12 protein-coding genes and 1 tRNA gene are annotated in these 18962 nt (G+C 59.3%); 5 read left to right on the top strand and 8 right to left on the bottom strand.

What is annotated here, in order from left to right; all coding sequences use genetic code 11:
* Positions 1–30: 30 nt before the first annotated feature.
* From OHL14_RS06725 to OHL14_RS06735, 3 genes are read left to right on the top strand one after another with little or no spacing between them, the layout of a single operon-like run.
* Entirely contained in the window at positions 31–2424 is a 2394-nt protein-coding gene (locus tag OHL14_RS06725) for a xanthine dehydrogenase family protein molybdopterin-binding subunit (protein WP_263378563.1), read from the top strand.
* Entirely contained in the window at positions 2421–2900 is a 480-nt protein-coding gene (locus OHL14_RS06730; protein ID WP_263378564.1) for a (2Fe-2S)-binding protein, read from the top strand. The genes OHL14_RS06725 and OHL14_RS06730 overlap by 4 nt, the downstream gene beginning before the upstream one ends.
* 5 nt (positions 2901–2905) lie before the next feature.
* A complete protein-coding gene (locus tag OHL14_RS06735; protein ID WP_263378565.1) occupies positions 2906–3781 on the top strand; it encodes an FAD binding domain-containing protein in 876 nt (291 codons plus the stop codon).
* A 175-nt stretch (positions 3782–3956) separates the two neighbouring features.
* On the opposite strand, the gene OHL14_RS06740 is transcribed toward OHL14_RS06735, so the two are convergent.
* Complete coding sequence (locus OHL14_RS06740; RefSeq protein WP_263378566.1) at positions 3957–4514, bottom strand: nucleotidyltransferase family protein; 558 nt, start codon at positions 4512–4514, stop codon at positions 3957–3959.
* Positions 4511–5596 carry an XdhC family protein gene (locus tag OHL14_RS06745; protein ID WP_263378567.1) on the bottom strand — a complete coding sequence of 362 codons (1086 nt, stop codon included), beginning with the start codon at positions 5594–5596 and terminating at the stop codon, positions 4511–4513. Before OHL14_RS06745 ends, OHL14_RS06740 begins: the two co-directional genes overlap by 4 nt.
* Positions 5597–5969: 373 nt before the next feature.
* Between OHL14_RS06745 and OHL14_RS06750 the strand changes: the two genes are divergently transcribed.
* Both OHL14_RS06750 and OHL14_RS06755 read left to right on the top strand, forming a co-directional pair.
* Entirely contained in the window at positions 5970–7646 is a 1677-nt protein-coding gene (locus OHL14_RS06750; protein WP_263378568.1) for an OmpA family protein, read from the top strand.
* Positions 7647–7865: 219 nt separating this feature from the next.
* Positions 7866–7942, top strand: a tRNA-Pro gene (locus OHL14_RS06755).
* Between the two features lie 285 nt (positions 7943–8227).
* Here the strand turns inward: OHL14_RS06755 and OHL14_RS06760 are convergent.
* The 6 genes from OHL14_RS06760 to OHL14_RS06785 form a co-directional block, all read right to left on the bottom strand.
* On the bottom strand, positions 8228–9325 hold the full coding sequence (locus OHL14_RS06760; protein ID WP_263378569.1) for a nucleotidyltransferase family protein: 1098 nt from the start codon (positions 9323–9325) through the stop codon (positions 8228–8230).
* An 8-nt stretch (positions 9326–9333) separates the two neighbouring features.
* Positions 9334–9897, bottom strand: a complete 564-nt coding sequence (locus OHL14_RS06765; RefSeq protein ID WP_263378570.1) for a hypothetical protein — start codon at positions 9895–9897, stop codon at positions 9334–9336.
* 271 nt (positions 9898–10168) lie between these two features.
* Positions 10169–11839 (bottom strand): NHL repeat-containing protein, encoded by a 1671-nt coding sequence (locus OHL14_RS06770; RefSeq protein WP_263378571.1) that lies wholly within the window; start codon positions 11837–11839, stop codon positions 10169–10171.
* 229 nt (positions 11840–12068) lie between these two features.
* The gene (locus OHL14_RS06775) at positions 12069–12557 is read right to left on the bottom strand and encodes a PqqD family protein (RefSeq protein WP_263378572.1); all 489 of its coding nucleotides are present in this window, start codon (positions 12555–12557) and stop codon (positions 12069–12071) included.
* A gap of 31 nt (positions 12558–12588) precedes the next feature.
* The gene (locus OHL14_RS06780) at positions 12589–13914 is read right to left on the bottom strand and encodes an NHL repeat-containing protein (RefSeq protein ID WP_263378573.1); all 1326 of its coding nucleotides are present in this window, start codon (positions 13912–13914) and stop codon (positions 12589–12591) included.
* A gap of 2 nt (positions 13915–13916) precedes the next feature.
* Complete coding sequence (locus tag OHL14_RS06785) at positions 13917–18689, bottom strand: IPT/TIG domain-containing protein (RefSeq protein ID WP_263378574.1); 4773 nt, start codon at positions 18687–18689, stop codon at positions 13917–13919.
* Positions 18690–18962: the final 273 nt, after the last annotated feature.

Below are 18962 nucleotides of genomic sequence, written 5' to 3' on the forward strand. Positions count from 1 at the left end.
GATACCTGAATCCGCAAGGCGAACCAGCTTATGCCTCAACGCAACGCCATTCTCGGAGCCTCTCCCATTCGTAAGGAGGGCCGCGCCAAGGTCCTTGGTGCCGCACAATATACGGATGATCTGGCGCTGCCGGACATGTGGCACGGAGCGACGGTACGGTCGACGGTTGCGCGTGGATATATCCGCAACATCACGTTTGCGCACGAGGTGAACTGGGACGAGTTCTGCATCGTGCGGGCGTCGGATATTCCGGGTAAGAATGTGATTGTGCATCTGATGCAGGACCATCCGTGCCTGGCGAATGGCTACGTGAATCATCCCGATGAGCCGATCCTGCTGATCGCGCATCCGGAGAAGGCGGCGCTGCTGCGTGCGCTTAAAAATATTCACATCGACTACGACGAACTGCCGGGTGTCTTCACGATCGAAGAGTCCGAAGCGGCGGTGAAGGCGCTGGTAGAGAAGAACGATGATTCGCGCATCATCTGGCCGACGCCGAAGGCTGATTATGAGGGCGGACCGAACTGCTTCAAGACCTATGAGATGTACTCGGGCGATGCGGAGAAGACCGAGACGGGGCTGGAGGCTGCGTTTGAGACGGCGGACTTTATCGTAGAAGGCGAGTACGCGACCGGCGCGCAGGAGCAGTTGTACATCGAGAACAATGGCGTGATCGCCGAATGCTTTTACACGCAGCAGGGCGAGGTGGAATCGGTGTGTGTGCGCGGGTCGATGCAGTGCCCGTTCTATCTTGTTCATGCGCTGACGCTGGTGTTTGGACTGCCCGATGACAAGTGCCGCGTGATTCAGGTGGAGACCGGTGGAGCTTTTGGCGGCAAGGAGGACTTCCCTTCCGTGATCGGCTCCCACGCTGCGCTGCTGGCGATGAAAAGCAAGCATCCGGTGAAGATCATCTACGACCGCGCCGAGGACATGGCGGGAACGACCAAGCGGCATCCTTCGCGCACGCGACATCGTACGGCAGTGCGCAAGGATGGAACGTTGCTGGGTGGAACGATTGAGGTGACGCTCGATGGCGGAGCGTATGCAACGCTGTCGTCGACGGTGCTTTCGCGTGCGACGATCCATGCCTCGGGGCCGTATAAGTGGCCGCATCTGCGTGTGCGTTCGAAGGCGATGGCAACGAACCTTCCGCCGCACGGCGCGTTCCGCGGCTTCGGTGCGCCGCAGTCGCTGTTTGGTGTGGAACGGCACATGGACCGCATCGCGCATACGCTCGGACTTACGCCGGAAGAGGTGCGCCGCAAGAACTTTCTGGGTACGGGCGATACGACGGCGACGGGACAGCCGCTGGTCGATAAAGTGGACATGCAGCACATGTTGACGCGGGCGCTCAATGAGGCTGGCTATCACGAGAAGGTCGCGCGGTTTGCGGAGGAAAACAAGCACTCGCTGATCAAGCGTGGCGTGGGCTTCGCTGCGTTCATGCATGGCACGGGCTTTACGGGGTCGGGCGAGCGTCGCTTGAACTCGCTGGTGTATCTGGATGTGCTGGAGGATGGGCTGCCACAGATTCTGGTGTCGTCCACTGAATTTGGACAGGGGACGAATACGATTCTTTCGCAGGTGGCCGCGCAGACGTTGAACCTTCCATACGAGGACATTCGACTGGCTCAGCCGGATACTAGCGTGGTGCCGAACTCCGGGCCGACGGTCGCGAGTCGCACGGCGATGATTGTGGGCAAGCTGGTGGAGCGCGCGAGCCTGCAGATGCTGGAGACCCTGCGGCTGCAGGTGCATCTGCCTGCGGATCACACACGCGAGGAGTTTATTGCAGCAGCGAAGGCGTATCGCGCACAGTATGGAACGCTGCGCGCTTCGGCTCGATATGAACCGCCGGCTCCGATCTTCTGGGACGATGAGAAGTATCGAGGCGATGCCTATCCCGGCTATGCGTGGGCTGTGTATGTTGCCGAGGTCGCCGTCGATATGAGGACGTATATGGCCACCTGCACGCGTTTCGATGCGCTGCAGGAGGTGGGCAAGGTGATGCATCCGGTGCTTGCGAAGGGACAGGTGGAAGGCGGCGTGGCGCAGGGTATCGGCTATGCGCTGTACGAGAAGTGCGTGTGGAAGGATGGACATTTGGCGAACAACCAGATGACGAACTACATCATGCCGACGAGCGCGGACCTGCCGCCGATCCATGTGCACTTTGAAGAGGTGCCAAGCATCCACGGGCCGATGGGAGCGAAGGGTATCGGCGAGCTGCCGATGGATGGGCCTGCTCCAGCGATCATGAATGCGATCGAGAACGCGACGGGGATTTCGTTCTGTACGATTCCGCTGCTGCCGGAGGATATCTTCGAGCGCGTGCAATCGCTGGGACATCCGCATGGCGGGACGGAAGATCTCGATCCGAGCGTCGACCGCGATACGCGCGTGGAAGAGGTGAGCGCATGAGTCTGGTCCACCTTACGATCAACGGTGAAAACAAGAGTGTAGAAGTGCCGCCGATGAAGCGGTTGCTCGATGTGCTGCGCGAAGACCTGCACCTGACCGGGACAAAGGAAGGCTGCGGCGAGGGCGAGTGCGGAGCCTGCGCGGTGCTGCTGAATGGCGAGCTCGTGAACTCATGCCTCATCCCTGCACTACAAGCCAATGGCACGAGCCTGTGCACGATTGAGGGTGTGAGTACGGAGGGACATCTGCATCCGATTCAGCAATGCTTTTTGGAGAAGGGTGGAGCGCAGTGCGGCATCTGCACGCCCGGCATGATTCTGGCGACGCAGCATCTGCTGAACAAGTATCCGAATCCGACGATGGAGCAGATTCAGGAAGGCCTCGCCGGGAATCTGTGTCGCTGCACGGGGTATATGCGCATCTTCGAATCGGTGCAGGAAGCGGCCAAGCTGCAGAACGCGGGAGCCGGGGCTTAGATTTCATGCATTCAGACGTGACACAGTTCGATCTTGCGGCGCCGCCTTCTCTACAGGCTGTGCTGAAGCAGCTGGCGGCCGAGCCAGGTAAGCACGCTCCGATTGCCGGAGGCACGGAGATGATGGTGGCGCTCGGCGCGGGGCGACTGCAACAGAGGTCGCTGCTGTCGATCCAGCATCTGCGGGAGCTGCGGTTTATTCGCGTGGAGGATCGCCTCCTCCACATCGGATCGGGGACGACGTTCACGGACATTCGCCGCAGCGCGGAGATCGCGAAGCATCTGCCGCTGCTGGTGCAGTCGGCATCGTGGACGGGGTCGGTCGCGAACCAGAACCGCGGCACGATCGGCGGCAATATCTGCAATGCGTCGCCTGCTGCGGACACGCCGCCTGCCTTGCTGGCGTATGGTGCGACGGTGACGCTTGTGAGTGCGAGTGGCGAGCGCACGATGCGCTATGTCGACTTCCATCTGGGCTACAAAAAGACGGCGCTGCGACCGGATGAGTTGCTGCATAGCATCCACGTGCCGCTAGTGTTTGGCGATCATCGGCAGTACATCCGCAAGGTAGGAACGCGGAATGCGCAGGCGATCTCGAAGATTGCGCTGGCGGCCGTTGCGAAGGTGGAGGAGCAAAGGCTTGCAGATGTGCGGCTCGGTGCGGCTTCACTGACGGACCGGCCTGTGCGTTGCTCTGCGACGGAGGCTGTGCTCAGCGGTGCTTCGCTTGCGTCGGATGCGCTGGAAGAGACGATTCGCCTTGCACGCGCGGCGCTTGCGGGCGAGACGCATGCGATCGACGACATCCGCTCGACGGCGCGTTATCGGGGGGCGGTTGCTGGCAATTTACTGGAGGAGTTTCTTCGGTCGCTGGCCGGGTAGTTTTTCAGTTTGAAGATCCGCAGCCTCCGGGGCTAAAGCCCCTTATTTTTAGACCTGACTTTACGTACGGGCTGAAGCCCATACCCTTCAAAGCAGATTTGTTCATGAACTTTCAGGGCGCGACGGGTAGCTTCCTTGTACTGGCTAAAGCCCGTGACCTTCAAAGCAGATTTGTTCAGAGCTTCTTCAGGGCGCGCTGCAGGTCCTGCTCGGTATCGATGTCGAGTGCCAGATCCTCGTTGTCGAGCGCGGCGGCGTTCCGTAACAGATCACGCGCGCCTGCATCGCCTTGCAACTTCAGGAGGTCTGCAAAGACGGCTGCGGGAAAATAGGCGGGGACGCCGATCCTGCCCGCGTAGTGCGAGCCTGTAACGACCTCCACATCCTTGCAGAGAGCTTCGAGGTGCTGCGGTGTCAGCAGCACCTGATCGCAGGTCATCACTACGGCGCCGGTTGCGTTCTGCTGCTGTGCTACCTGGATGCCGAGGCGAAGGGATGAGGCCATGCCTTCCGCGGCTTGATCGTTCTGGATCACGATGAGGCCTGTTTGGTGCGGCGCGTCGATGGGAATGCTGGTGGGGCGAACGACGACGAGGATGGGATGAAGAGCGGCTTCGATGGCGACTCGAATGGCACGAGCCAGCAGCGTTTCACCGTTGAGGACGACGTCCTGCTTGGGCCGGCCAAGCCTTGTAGACGCACCAGCCGCGAGGATGATGCCGGCGATGCTCACAAGGCGCACTGTGCCTGGAGATATTGCGAGGCTCCGCCTTTGGCGATCAGCTCTGCGACGGTGGCTGGCGTCATACGGCCACCCTTGGGAATCTGGCAGACACCGAGTTTCCCCTCGCAGCAGGCCTGGATTTCGGCGACGGTGGCGAGCGCGATAGCCTCGGCTCCGTCCCCACCTAGATCGAGGCCGATGGGAGCGAATACGCGTTCGCAGACCTGCTCTACGTCCCAGCCGAGTATCACAGCCGATTCGCTGAGCAGCAGAGCGCTGCGATGGCGAGCTCCCAGCAGACCGAGGTAGCGGGGGGATCGGGGCAGAACCTCCGTCAGCCAGGCGCGGTCCTGTTCGTAACTGTGGGTCATGATGACGACCGCATCGTGGTCTGTCACGGAGATGCCGTTGAGAGTGGTTGCAACCAAAACCTGCTCGGCCTGAGGAAACCGCTCCGGCCTCGCCCAGCTTGTGCGCCCATCGACGACGGTCACGGTCCAGCCCATCTGCGCGGCGAAGCTGACCATGGGCTGCGCGTCATTCCCTGCTCCCAGCAGCAGCAGACGCTGCGGCGGCTCCATCCGTTCGGTGAACGTCTGCGCGGCGTCGGATAACGGCAGAATGTTTCCTGCGATCAGGCGTCCGGTAGCGTCCTGCACGAAGCGGTTGAGAGGTGTCCCATTTCCAGGCAGAAGGGTGACGACCTCACGCGCTTCGCCATGTCGACTTCCATCGGGCAGCGAGGCTTCGATGGCCTCCATCAGCGCGGCGAACTCTGGCGTATCGGCCGGCTCCAGCAACAGATACAGCGTGCCGCCGCACCCCAGGCCGTAGGGAATCTCCTCGGTGTCGTCGAAGAGCGTGGAAAACCGTTCGACGACAGCGCCGGCGCGCACCCTCCAGGCAGCGCGGCGGAGCAAATCCGCTTCGAGACAGCCGCCGGAGATCCCGCCGACGTAGGTGCCGTCCTCGCAGATCAGCATGCGGGCGCCGACGCGACGATAGCTCGATCCCTCGACGCGCACCAAGGTGACCAGCGCACGGGCTGTACCGCTGCGCCACGCCTCCAACAGTCTGCGCCTCTCGAGCATCCGACTCCTTCTCGCTTGGTACGGACCGTCCTCTTAGACAGAAGCGGACGTCGCCCAGCGTTATCTGCAAGGTTAATAGACGATGCATCACCCCGTCATCTTTCGCGCGGACTCGACATTGATATCACTACGCCGCACGGACACTTTGCGATACACTTCTATGGAAATACACCTGTTTTTTTGATCCCTGCCTCGCTCAGCGGAGATGAAGCTTGACCGACTCTGCGGTGCCGGGACTGATCTTCTCCAGCTTCCGGTCTCGCACGCTGGATGACAAAAAGGCTTTAGGAATCAAACAAATCCATTCAAGTAATGGCTCGACACGAGTAGTATCAAACTGTCACCAATAGTGCATTTTGGAGGAATTAGTATCATGCGTCTCCTCAGCCGGCGTTCTCGCCTTGCTTTAACTCTTCTCTGCCTGCAGTTCGCAGTGGCTGCAGCCTGCTTCGGTCAGGCCAAGCCCCAGGCGGCACGGCACTTCGATTCCGGGATCGATATCTATGGTGGATACGGTCTCTATCAGCCGCTGAACTCGTATGTGAACGGGTACCAGTACCATGCCATCTCCAGCCCGAACGTGACTGCCAGCTTCGCGGACTACATAACGCCGAGCTTCGGCGTTCAGGTGGAAGGTAGCTACTTTACGGGTAACAACAATGTAAACGGCCAGTATGGCGCGTGCGGCACCATCACCTGCAACCAGCGCATCTACACCGCTGAGGCCGGCCCGATCTATCGCTGGGTAGAAGGCCCGTTCGTCCCGTTTGTGCATGTACTTGGCGGCGGCGTTCGTATGAACGGCCCCGCGCAGCAGTCGCTCACCTGGGGTGAGGGAGCTACGGTCGGCGCAGGTGTCGATTATGTTCTGCCGATCCTGCACCATCACTTCGCCATCCGTCCGGCGCAGGTGGACTATCAGTACGCACACATCAGCTATCCCGGTGCCGCGCCCCTCAAGGGCGGCGAAGCCAACATCAACGCCGTGAAGATCTCAGCCGGCCTGGTCTTCCACCTCCGCGAAGCAGACGAGCACATCACACCCCTGGTGTACGGATGCTCGGCCTCGCCGATCGACGTCTTCCCTGGCGAAACCGTCACCGTCACCGGCAGCACGGTTGGTCTGCGCAGCAAGCGCACACCGGACTACAGCTGGGCGACCAAGGGCGGCGTCCTGACCTCGAATGGCCAGATCGCGACCATCGACACGACAGGTCTCGATGCCGGACAGTATGACGTCATCGGCCGCATCTCCGTCGGCAGCCAGCCCGGCCAGCAGTCGTACTGCTCGGCTCCGTTCAACGTGAAGGCTTACAGCGCTCCGACGATTGCCTGCACCGGCTCGACGGAACAGGCTGAGGCCGGTACGACGCTCGAGGTCGATTGCACTGGACGCAGTGAGCAGAACCGCCAGCTCACCTACTCGTTCACCACCTCGGCCGGACAGCTCGCCGTCGATCGCAACAAGGCGATGCTCTCCACCGCAGGTCTGCCTCCGGGCAATATCACGGTCACGGGCACAGTCAAGGACGATAAGGGCAAGTCGGCTACCTCCACGGTCGTCTTCGTCATCACCGCTCCGAAGCCGCCGCCGGTCTCGCCGGTCACTCAGCTCTGCGTCCTCAACTACTCGCGTGACGTTCATCGTCCGGCTCGTGTAGACAACGAGGCAAAGGGCTGCCTGGATCAGATGGCACTGGCTCTCAACCGCGAGTCTTCCTCCAAGCTCGTCGTAGTCGGTAACTCCGACCCTGCCGAGAAGCCCGAGGTCGCTGCTGAGCGTGCGATGAATGCTCGCCAGTACCTGGTCAACGAGAAGGGCATAGATTCGGCTCGCATCAGCGTCCGCGTCGGTGAAACCTCCGGTAAGACGGTCAAGAGCTACCTGGTACCTGCAGGCGCGACCTTCGCTGAACCGAACACGCAGCGTTTCGATGAGAAGCGGATCGTGCGTCACGGTCAGGCGTACGGCGTGCCCCGCAAGCCGGGCAGCAAGCCGGTTCACCATAAGGCAGCAGCGAAGAAGGCTGCGGCACCCGCAACCAAGTAACTCACACAGACAGCTGTAAAAACGAGGGCCGTAGGGGATCAGGAAAACCTGATCATCTACGGCCCTCAAACTTCTGGTAAACTAAATTTCGTTGGCAACCAGCGGGAAGTTCCTCAGCTGGTCAGCGGACGGTTCGGCTCAAGCATCTTCCCGGAGCCTGCAACCTCCTCTCTTAGGCTGGCATACCACCTCATCCGAAGTTCTTCGGTTGCATGGCGTCGGGGCGTAGCGCAGTCTGGTAGCGCACCTGCTTCGGGAGCAGGGGGTCGGAGGTTCGAATCCTCTCGCCCCGACCATTTCTTCATTTTGGCCCTTTCGTAGATCACATCGAACGGGTAAACATATGAAGGCCTGATAGTTAGAACACCGATTGAATCGTTCGAAAGGCCGCCTAGCGGTCTGGCCTCCTATTACGATCTCTCCCTAAAGCTAAGTAATTATGCCCCAATCGCGAGTTCGAAATAGCTCCCACCGGCTATCCGCGCTTGCGCCTCGAGAGCCATCAAGAGACGATTTAAACTGCTGCTCGCTCGTCTCACGGTAGTTGATCTTTTGCTTCCAGAAGTCACTCTGGGTTCTTTTCAGAGAGCTTTAGACAAGCCCACCCCACCGCGGCGAACACTCTTGAAGACCAGGCGAAGCTTACGGATACAAGCAATTAGCCATTGGTTTTCGATGTGAAACCTGGCTGCAAGCGCACGATCCTCACTGCTGTTTGCTCCCAACACATAGAGCAAATAGCGCACCTGAGCCACTCGGGTCGGTCTCAAGATAAAAAAGAGCCGCCTTGGAGAACACCAGAAATTCTGCGTGTTTGAGGACTCAAAGAAACGTGACCAGAGACTCTCAGCAATACGGTCTATCCGAATCGCCGCCTTTGAATTGAGACTCAATTCCGCGCTGGTTTCTAAGCTATATAACTTTCGCGCCATAGCGTATCCGAGTTCCAAGATAGGTGCGACGAATTCTATGTCGCCCGCACGCACGGCACAAGCTGATGGGGTTCCCCACTTCTCGATCGCAAGAGCTACATCGAGGATGTAGCACAACTGCTCATAGGAGTGCTTGATGCCGTGAACACACAAGAAAAGCAACTCATCCGACGGTGAGAGGACGTAAGCAGGCTGTCCGGCGAACGTGACAGGGGTCGAGTTCGCGAAGATGCGATCAAGATCGATACATAAGTCCTCCTGGCAGATGAGATCGAAATGAAGTTCGACCATGGTCGCGCCCCGTATCCATGTCTGATGTCGCCCTTCATCGTCGATGCCACGGATAAACCCTAGGGCAGTGAAGACATCCCCCGCTATTGCAAGGTCTCTATGCCGGACCAGCAGGTCGATATCTCGGCTCGTCCGCAGATTGGTGCCTCCATACAAACGTTCCGCCATGCTGGTTCCCTTGAGCAGAATGACCGGTAAGAACTCGGCAGCGAGCGCTTGCAGGATAGCTTTCACTTGAGAGGTCCACCAGAAGTTGCTGATGGTTATTTCGCGCTCAGCAGCGGCGCACCGGAGGTCGAACTCTTGGGGCAGAGCAAAGTCGGCGCTTCGTAATTTGAAAAGGAAGAACGGGAGAACTCTTTCCAGTTCGGCGCGATCAAAAGCCTCCTGTAGCTGCACAGGAAGGAGCGTCGAGACATCTTCGCCTTCGCGCAATACAGAGAGAAGTGCTTCCATTCCTCGTGTCATCGAAGGCCCTGAATATTGTTGTTGTTATGTGCACATGAAAGGCTTGCAAGCAACGCAGCGCTCGTCGCATCCGCCTCGCCTCGGGAAGAAGTCCATGCCGTGGCGTTGCGCAGCATGGCGGCGAGCGTTGCCATTACGCGGATCGGGGTTCGCTGAACGGGTATGGAATGCTTGAGCATCTCGAGCAACGCCAGGCCGTGGCTGACGCTCTGCGCGGACCAGTGAGAGCCTTTTACATAATGAGTGAAGACGATCATGGATACAGGCAAACGGCCCGCACCAATCGAGCCGCCTAGTTCTGAAACAGGCATACTTCGTTGCAGGGCATCGCCCGGTTTCCGCATGGACAGGTCTCGGGCATAGGGGTGCACAAAGCCCTCATCGTCGAGGACGGCGTACTCGTCCGAGTAATACGCTGCACCAGCACGAACGAGCGCGGCAGTCAGGGTGCTCTTGCCCGCAAAGCTTGTACCAGGAAGAACGAGAGCTTTGCCATTGAGAGCAACCACGCCTGCGTGCACGAAGACATATCCTTCAGCGTAGTTGGCGACGTGAATCATCAGCGCCTGCCTAAGGGCATCGCAGACAGAGGTCAAGTCTTGCGACTCGAGAAGGACCTCTGTTCCCTCGCAGCAGCGAAAGCGAGTAACTTCTCCGAATGATGATAGGGAGAAGCTTTGCGCAGCTGGATTTGCACTCGAGCCCATTTCTGTCCCGAAAGGTAAAAGCGAGGACAGCTCTGCGAACAACTCGGGAGTCTCCGCAGCGAGGCACATAGGCACGCCATAGGCGGTACAGTGCAGTAGGTTCGCCAATATCATGGGTAATAGCTCACGGTTGAGAGGGTGGCCCCAACAGAGGTGTCTTTACAGGACTTGCCAGCCCGACGAACTCGGTCATTGTGTTGCTGCCCGAGTTAGATAGCCATAGGTTGCCGCTGGCGTCGATGGCGATACCATACGGCTCATGCAAGGGAGCGTCCAACCCAAAACCCGCGGCAGGCGAACGAAGCGTTGCCGTGTTCGCAGTGAGTGCCGTGATGCTGTTACCGAAGTAGTTTGCGGCCCATACGGTTCCGGCGCTGTCGATGGCGATGCCCTTTGGAGAAACGCCGGTGCTTGCGGTACTGATCGTCGCGACAGTCTGACCTGCCGACGAAAGCTCGATGACACTGTACGCTCCGTAGTCTGCTATCCATACGTCGCCGGACGGGTCGACTGCTATGCCTTCGGGATCAACACAGCAGGAGTAGGTGCTGACGTCGCCGAGAGGAGTTACATGCGCGATTCCCTTTTGCAAGGCGAACCAGGCGTTCTGCGAAGCGTCGATGGCTACCGCGGACGTAAACGGAAGTTGCGAAGCTGCGTATCCGGATGCGCCAGAGACAGCAGTACCATCGGATGCAAGCAGGCTTGCCGAAGAGCTGCCGTAGTCCGCAACCCAGATAGATCCACTGGACGTCGCCGCGACTGACAGTGGATAGTAAACCCCACCAGCGGTGTAGCCAAGGCCGGACAGCTCCGCACCCAAGGAGCTGAATTTACTGATGCTTCCGGAGTATCCGTTTGTCGGGGTGAAACTCTGCTGGTTCGTGACCCATGCGTTATCGGAGCCGTCTACCGTTATCCCATAGGACGCGTATAGTCCCGCACCATGAAATCCATCGGGCGCAGCTGGAACGCCGGTAGAGGAGAACTTCGAGACAGCACCGCCAGCGTAGTTGGCGACCCACACGCTTCCACTCGAGTCGATCGCGATACTTCCTGGAGTGGATAACCCCCCGCAGCCAGAGGTGCAGTTGCCGTAGGTCACGGACAGTGTCCAGTCCTGTGGCGCGGCACTGAGTTTCGGCTGAAACGTGGTCTGCCCTGCGCTAGCCATGAACACAGCTGCGACATTTCGAGCGGGATTACGAATGATATTCAGGACTGCCTGCAGGATCGTCGAGGGCGCCGATCCTCCTTGCGTGGCGCCTGCGAAGAGCGATCCACAAGACGTTCCACCATTAGACCCAGTGCACCCCGCCAGCGCATCCGCGAGCGTATTGATCTTGGCCGTCTCGAGTTTCGCGGCGACGGGCAGACTTGCTCCTGGCGAGAGTCCGGTTGACGTGTTGGCGAGGTTTTCCGCGAGGGCGAATGCATTGCGCAGACCCATAGCGTTGGTGGCGGATGCGCCGATACTTGCATCCGTCCCGAAGAAGGATGTCAGAGCCCAGGCCGCAGCTGCCGTTGTTGCCTCATTCACGACAGTGTTCCCTGCTGTTGATATGTTGCCACAGTCCCCCAACACAGCGACAAGCACGATGGCCTGATTCGTTGTGCCGCTCGCTGGTCCCGGAATGCCGCCTCGCGCTACGAAATAGGTCTGTGTCGTGGCGGTGGAACAGGTGAAGCTCTCAGCGATGCTGAACAGCCCCGAGCTATCGGTGAGGGGTGCCTGCCCAGACAGCAGAGCGACCGCACCCATTCCGTTACCTGAGGCTCCAGCAGCAAAGAGCATCACAGAGGCTCCGATCACCGGTTGCCCCGCTGCGTACACATGACCAGTCAACGTGCTACCCAGAGGGGTGACAGGACTGACCACCGTGCCAGGCGCGGCCCCGCAACCCGAGAGAGCCGCGATGACACAGAGAGCTATGATCGCTGTTACTGCGCTTAGCCATCGTCTAGTTGGATTCGTCAGCGATGCATACATGGTCAACCTTTCCCATCGGTTTAGCCGTGCTTCACTACTGAGAGACGCCCGACGAGGAGCCGCCGTCCTTCGTGGAAAAGATATCAGTGTTGGGATTGGCGCGATTGGGTGCTGGCGCAGTGCAATTTGCGCATCCGCTGTAGGCCTGCGCCGCAGTGGGGGCGGTGATGGCTATGACGACAGGCAACAGCATGGCGGCACGGGCTCCTAGCTTGAGCATGGCATCGCGGCGGGAGAGAGTCACCGAAGCAAGATGTGCGTTTGACTCGAGCAGGCCATCGCGCATCAAGTCCGCGAGTGCGTACTGCACGAGTTCTTCGGTGACAGGCATAGCCAGAGCGAGCGAAGCTGCAGCTGCGATCACAGCTGCAGTCGTCGCGCCGTCGCAGCAGCTCCAGATGGCCGCGGCAACAGGGTTCAGGCAGTATGCCTTGTGCGTTTGTTCGTCGTAAATCAGCGTCTCCTGGCCTACCTGCTGGATGGACAGTTGCAGCGTTCTGCGGCGTGGTAGCGGGTTCGACATTGGTATCTCCTTGGCCCAGCTTGCGGATCGTTTACTTGGGGTTGATCGCGATGGCGAGCGGTGTCGTGATGCCGCTGCCTGTGTAGGGTGAGCCGGTGAGCGCTGCTCCCGAAGAACTGAACGCGCTCACGCTGGCGTTGCCGCTGTTACTCACCCACACGTTGCCCGTGCCGTCGATGGCGATGCCCTTTGGCGCGTTGAGCTGTGCACTGCTGCCATATGATGTGCTGGAGGTGCCGAGCGGAGCGAGCTTCGTGATCGTGTTGCCGCCGCTATTCGCGACCCAGGCGTTGCCGCTCTGATCAATCGCCAGTGCGTACGGCACGCTAATGTTCTGCGTGAACCCTGTTGCCGTCGAGAGCGCAGTGCCAAGCGGATTGAACTCGGAGACACTGCTGTTGCCCGCGTTCGCAACCCATATATTGCCCTCCTGGTCGGTCGCGATGCCCTGCGGATTGCTCAGACCTCCGCCCGAGTGCGTGATCACGATCGACCACGATAGCGGCGGTAAGTTCACATCAAGTGCCGGCGAAAACACCGGCGAAGCCGAGCGAAGCATATTCAGCGACGCAACATTCGTCGAAGGATGCTGCGCGATGAACAGCGCTGCTGAGATCGTGTCCGACGTGCCGCCCGTAAGATAGAACAGCTTATCGCAACCGTTGCCCGTCGACGTTCCGTTCGAGGCAACACCATCGCTTCCGCCGGAGTTGATGCACTGCTCGAGGATGTCGGCGAGCGTGTTGATCTGCGCAAGAGGCAGCACCGCGCCGCTCGGCAACGATGGTCCGGAGACAGCGCCAGTCGCCGTGTTGACCATCTTGTTGATGTTCGCGAACGCGTTTGCGATGCCGACTGTATTTGTTGCTGAAGAACCGATATGCGTTGCGTTCGTCATGAACGGAGACAGCGCCCAGACTGTAGCGACGGTTGTCACTTCATTCATGTCGATGAAGTTATTCGCGATCGTTGAGCACTTCCCAAGGCCGACCATCAGCGCAAGGTTCGTATTCGTCACCGCCGGCGTGCTGCCAACCGCCGCGATCGGCTGGCCACCTGTGCCGACAATATACGTCATTGCATCGCCTGGGCAGGTGTACGCAGGCAGGTTGAAGTTGCCATACGCTGTGGTCACGAACGGAGCTCCAAGCGGAGTCGCCGCCGAACCATAGCCCGTCATGCCAACGGTGTATAGCTGCAACGAGATCCCGCCTACCGGCTGCTGGCCACCCATCACGATTCCGTTCACCTTCGTCGATGCTGGAACCGTGATAGGCGACGTGCTTGTAGACGAGAGAGTGCCAAGACCGCAACCCGTCGTGAGAAGAAGAACTGCGCTGACTACAAGAAGCTTCATGTTCATGGACGTGCTCCTGGGGTACCGCTCGTGACCGCTGTAGACAGTGGCGCTGCCGGTCCAGCTCCGCCGATGATCTCGTCAACCGTATTGGTCGTAGGGTTGGCGATCCACACATCGCCAGAAAGGTCGATCGCGATGGAGGATGGTGCAGCCGTCGTGCTGCCTTGCGCAACAGAGGCGACAGCACCGGCATTCGACAGCAGCGTAAACTTGCCGCTGCTGTTGGTCACCCATATCTGGGAGTTGCCATCGATAGCCAGCGCCGACGCCCCAACCAAGCCAACATTGTTGTATTCGTTGACCCCTGCGCCCAGAGACGAGAAGCGCGAAATACTCGTGCCGGTGTTCACGATGGACCACATGTGCCCAGAGGAATCGACGGCCGCGCCCACCCCACCGTAGGCCGTTCCCGGGGATGTCAAGCTGCCGTTGTTGGCGAACGATTCGATTTTGCCGCTACCCGCAACAAAGACGAGTGGAACGAGAACGGCGTAGCTTTGCGAGACCTGCGTCGCTGCGGCGTAGTTGCCGCTGGCAGCCTGCGATGCCGTGATGCTGCAGGTGCCTCCCGCAACGTCGGTGATAACACCCGATGCCACGGTGCAGACCGATGTCGTGGTTGACGTGTAGGTGATCGCCGCGGGCGAGTTGGAGGCGGCGGCGAGTACCGGAGGCGTTGCCGAAATCACCGTGTCGGCGAGTGCGGGAAAGGTGATCGTGGAGGCGATTGCCGTATAAGTGAACTTATCGGCCGTGACGACTGGCGACGTACCGGCTGCGGTGGTAACGGTGATGTCAACAACGCCAATATCACCAGGGGGCGAGACTGCAGTAACTCGAGTTGCGCTGACATACGTAACGCTGCTTGCCGCCGCACCGCCAAACGATACCGTCGCGCCACTTGCAAACTTCGTTCCTGTAATCGTCACGGTGGTGCCTCCGGCAGCCGACCCGCTCGTCGGAGAGATCGCCGTCACCGTCGGTGGCAGATAGGTGAACTGGTCAGCCGGAGTCGTTGTGCTGGTGCCTTGGTAGGTCACGGTGATGTCCACCGTGCCCGAACTATGGGCAGGCGCCGTTACGGTTATCGAAGTCGTACCATTCACCGTCACTGTAGTAGCCGCTGTTGTGCCAAACGACACTGTCGCTCCGGTGAAGAACTTGGTGCCTGTGATCGTCACAGTCGTGCCAGCAGATCCACTCGCTGGCGAGACCTTAGTCACGGTGGGTGGCCCATAAGCATAGCCGGTCAGGTTGATTGCCTGGGTGGCAGAGACAGCATTCAGATTATTGTTCGTGAGAGTGAGCGTCCCGGTAGTTGTGCCATCGGCGGGAACGACCGGTGCAAATATGATCGGCAGGTTGCAGGTGGCGCCGGACGCAAGCGAGGCCGTCGTGGAAGAGGAGGTGAGCACAGGACATTCTCCAGAGTCGCCAACCTGCAGACCGAAGTTTGTGGACGCGCTGGGGTTGACGCCGCTCGAAGGAACACTAAAGATAAGCGGCTGGGTGCCGTAGTTGGTAATCGAGGTTGTCAGCGGTTGCGAGGAAGATCCATCATTTTCTTGGAATTCAAAGGACAAGGTGGGTGGGCTTGAGCGAGTGAGTTCGAAGATACCGGCCACTCCGCCGGTGGTAAATCCATCACTGGAGACATACATATTTCCTTGTTCGTCCAGGCTAATCCCGAACTGTGACGTGATCTGAAAGATGCTCTGGACACAGGAAGAACTGAAGCAGTTCGGCGGCATTATGTCGATGCTGCCGGTTCCGTAGTCGGCGATGTAGACATTTCCGTTGGGATCGACTGCCACTCCCATTGCACTCGCGAAGCTGCCGCCTCCCAGCGCGGTGACGCAGCTTGCCGAAAGGCAGTCCGGAGACAGCATATCGACGACGGGTGTGCCGGGAACGACGAAGTAAACATTTCCCGCGAAGTCGATCGTCATTGTCTGGTAGGTGGAGAGACTGCCGACGCCACCGCCCAGATTCTCATAGCAACTGGAAGACAAACAGTCCACTGGAATCTCCGTAAGGCCCTTCGTGCCGGGGACATAGATATTGCCGCTCATGTCTACGGCAAGCCCTGTTCCACCCGTAACGGTTGCGCGTGTGGAGGCACAGGAGCCGCGACATCCGGGTGGCAGGACGACCACATCCGTGGAGCTCAATACATATATGTTGCCGATTCCATCGACCGCCAGAGCCGTCGGCTGCAGACTGGGCAAAGAGATCTGCGACTGGCAACCAGAGCCCAGGCAGCCTGCCGGGATGACGGTGATGTAGTATGCGTTTGTGCCATTGGATGATGGCAAATACAACGTACCGGCGCCATCCATCGCAAAACCTTGCTGCGATCCATAGATCTGGGTAGGCGACGACGCTGGATAGATGATCTGGGGTCCCATCCCCTGGCCGGCGATATAGGCACTCGCGACGATTGCCGCGGATGTTCCGGAACCTGTCGAAAGCGCAATGCCTCCGCTGCGAATACCTGGATAAAGCGGTTTGAAGGTGTAGTTGACGGTGCAGGTCGCGCCTACGGCATAGGCCTTGCCGCTCACGCAGCTACCGCCTGTGGCGAGGTTGTAGTCCAAGCCGCTGGCGCCCATAGTCGTCACGCTTGTGGTCAAGGCCGCACCCGCGCTTACCGCTGTGGTAAAGGTCAGGGTTGCGGTCAGCGTGGGGCTCGAGGTTCCGACGTTCTCTACCAGAACCACCTGGAAGCTCTGTGGCACAGACGCAGCCGCTCCATAGTGTCCCGTTGCACTCTGCGATGCTGTGATGGTGCAGGTGCCCAGCTTGAGATCGGTAATAGAGGTTCCAGCGACCGTGCAGACCGCCGGTGTATTTGTGGTGTAGGTAACCGGCTGACCCGAGGTAGCGGTGGCCGTGAGTGCCGGAGGAGCGCCTCCTAGAGACGCGTCCGCCAACACCGGAAAGGTGATCACATTCAACAGTGTGTTCGTGTAGGTGAACTGATCGCCTGCGGTTTTGATGCTCTCACCCTGTGCGTTGGTGGCTTGGATATCAACGACGCCGACCGCCTCGGCGGGTGCAACGGCGGTCATCTGGGTGGCACTCACCAGATGAAAACTACTCGCGGGCGCGCTGCCGAATTTGACTGCGTTCACCGCACCCAGGAAAGTACCATTGAGGGTGACCGTCGTTCCCCCTGCGGGCAAGCCGTCGGTAGGCGAGATAGAGGTGATGGCAGGAACGGTCGTGGTGGCGCTTCCGCTCAACGCAATCGTCTGTGTCGATGCCGAGACATTAGCATTGTTGTCGGTCAGGACCACGCTCCCAGCCACCGTGCCGCTTTCCGGCAAAACTGGGGCGAAGTTGATGGTGAGTGTGCAACTCGCATTGGCGAGCAGAGTTGCCGCGGAGCCACCGGCGCTGACAGAAGGACAAGCACCCGTGCCACCGGTTGCCAGTGTGAAGCTCGAGGAGACACTTGGATTCACGCCCGAAGACGGCTCGGAGATAGTGAGCGGTTCGTTGCCAAAGTTGGTCAACGTGACGGTCTGAGGCGTTCCAGTCGAGCCGTCGTATACGTTTGGAAATGTCACGGATGGCACGGTTGCCCGAAGGATCTCGCTTATCGTGGTGTTACCGTCATCCGCAACATAAAGATTTCCACTTCCATCCAGGGTTACACCGATGGGATTGCTGAACGCGCTGCTAATGGTCGTGACACAAGTACTCGCGTCAGCAGGAGTGCAGTTGGGCGTCATCACCTTGACTTCGCTGTTGCCCGAGTCGCCGACGTAGACGTTTCCGTTGGCGTCCACGGCCACCCCCGAGGGGCCGTTGAAACCACCCCCAAGCGTCGTGATAGCACAGCCGCTGATGCAGTTTGCAGGCGTTGATTTGATGGCATTGTGGCCGTAGTCCACGATGTAGATAATCCCATTGGCGTCCACCGCAATGTCCTGGGGGTCCAGGAAGCCGTATTCTATCGTCAACACGCAGGAAGAGGACGTACAGCCGCCCGGAATCTCCTTAATCGCGTTGTTTCCGGAGTCCGCAATGTAGACCAGTCCATTCGCATCCACCTTGACGCTTGTGGGTTTGTAGAATCCGCCCGCCAGGGGCAACGCACAAGTTGCGACGGCGCAATCAGGTGCCATCTCTTTGACAAGGCTGGCGGTATAGTCCGCAACGTAGATGTTTCCGGCACCATCCAGGGCGACGGAAGCTGGTCCTTCAAATCCTCCGCCTACAGTCGTCACGCAACTCGCGGTCGTGCAGCCCACAGGAATCTTCAAGACGTTTCCGCCTCCGAAGTTGGCGACATAGATATCGCCAGCACCGTCTATAGCTAAGTTTTTAGGGCGGCTGTAAGTTCCCGGCAATGTGTTGGTCGTCGTCTGCGGAAAGATCGTTTGTGGGCCGGTACCTATGGCGGAGATGAGCGTCGTCGCCATCACCGCGCCTCCGTTCGAAATCAGTTCCACCGCGCCGTAGCGTATACCGGAATACTTCGGCTTGAAGGTGTACTTGATAGTGCAAATAAAACCACTGTCTTCGACAGTCGAGACCGGACAGGTGCCTCCACTCGCATAACTGAACTCCTGATTTGGCGACCCCTCCGTCAATACAACGAACGCGGTTGCCGGTGTCGTGCCGGTTGTATTCGATAGCGAGACCGAGACTTCGACGGTAGCAGTTTGCACCGCGCTGGTCGTCCCGATCGGCACGGTCAACTGCGCCATGGTGGTTTGCGCCGCACCCGCCAGCAGCACCAGCGTGGCAAGTCCCGTGACCATAGAAACCTTTGAGCGGTGAAGAATAGAACCTGATGATGGGGAGACGTGGATCATGACGTGGGCCTCAGACTGGTTGAGAACGCGGGTGACCGGTTGCTTTGTACAAGTCATTGCGCTCGGCGGACAGACGCTCACGAAAAATGCGAGCGCAGAAGGAGTTAAACCAACTGGCACTGCTGAGGGAACCGGCAGTTATGCAGTTCAGATTCCCGGTGATATGGCGCTGAAAGAATCTCTGTAGACGAACCTTAGGCGATTGCGCGCGACAGGACG

Origin of the sequence: Granulicella paludicola (assembly GCF_025685545.1) — a bacterium.
In the GTDB taxonomy this organism is placed as follows: Bacteria; Acidobacteriota; Terriglobia; order Terriglobales; family Acidobacteriaceae; genus Granulicella; species Granulicella paludicola.

Coding starts and splice junctions, on each gene's coding strand:
- OHL14_RS06730 (WP_263378564.1), top strand. CDS start 2,421: ATGAGTCTGGTCCACCTTACGATCAACGGTGAAAACAAGAGTGTAGAA.
- OHL14_RS06750 (WP_263378568.1), top strand. CDS start 5,970: ATGCGTCTCCTCAGCCGGCGTTCTCGCCTTGCTTTAACTCTTCTCTGC.
- OHL14_RS06725 (WP_263378563.1), top strand. CDS start 31: ATGCCTCAACGCAACGCCATTCTCGGAGCCTCTCCCATTCGTAAGGAG.
- OHL14_RS06770 (WP_263378571.1), bottom strand. CDS start 11,839: ATGCTCTTTGCTGCTGGAGCCTCAGGTAACGGAATGGGTGCGGTCGCT.
- OHL14_RS06765 (WP_263378570.1), bottom strand. CDS start 9,897: ATGATTCACGTCGCCAACTACGCTGAAGGATATGTCTTCGTGCACGCA.
- OHL14_RS06760 (WP_263378569.1), bottom strand. CDS start 9,325: ATGGAAGCACTTCTCTCTGTATTGCGCGAAGGCGAAGATGTCTCGACG.
- OHL14_RS06785 (WP_263378574.1), bottom strand. CDS start 18,689: ATGGTCACGGGACTTGCCACGCTGGTGCTGCTGGCGGGTGCGGCGCAA.
- OHL14_RS06780 (WP_263378573.1), bottom strand. CDS start 13,914: ATGAAGCTTCTTGTAGTCAGCGCAGTTCTTCTTCTCACGACGGGTTGC.
- OHL14_RS06775 (WP_263378572.1), bottom strand. CDS start 12,557: ATGTCGAACCCGCTACCACGCCGCAGAACGCTGCAACTGTCCATCCAG.
- OHL14_RS06735 (WP_263378565.1), top strand. CDS start 2,906: ATGCATTCAGACGTGACACAGTTCGATCTTGCGGCGCCGCCTTCTCTA.
- OHL14_RS06745 (WP_263378567.1), bottom strand. CDS start 5,596: ATGCTCGAGAGGCGCAGACTGTTGGAGGCGTGGCGCAGCGGTACAGCC.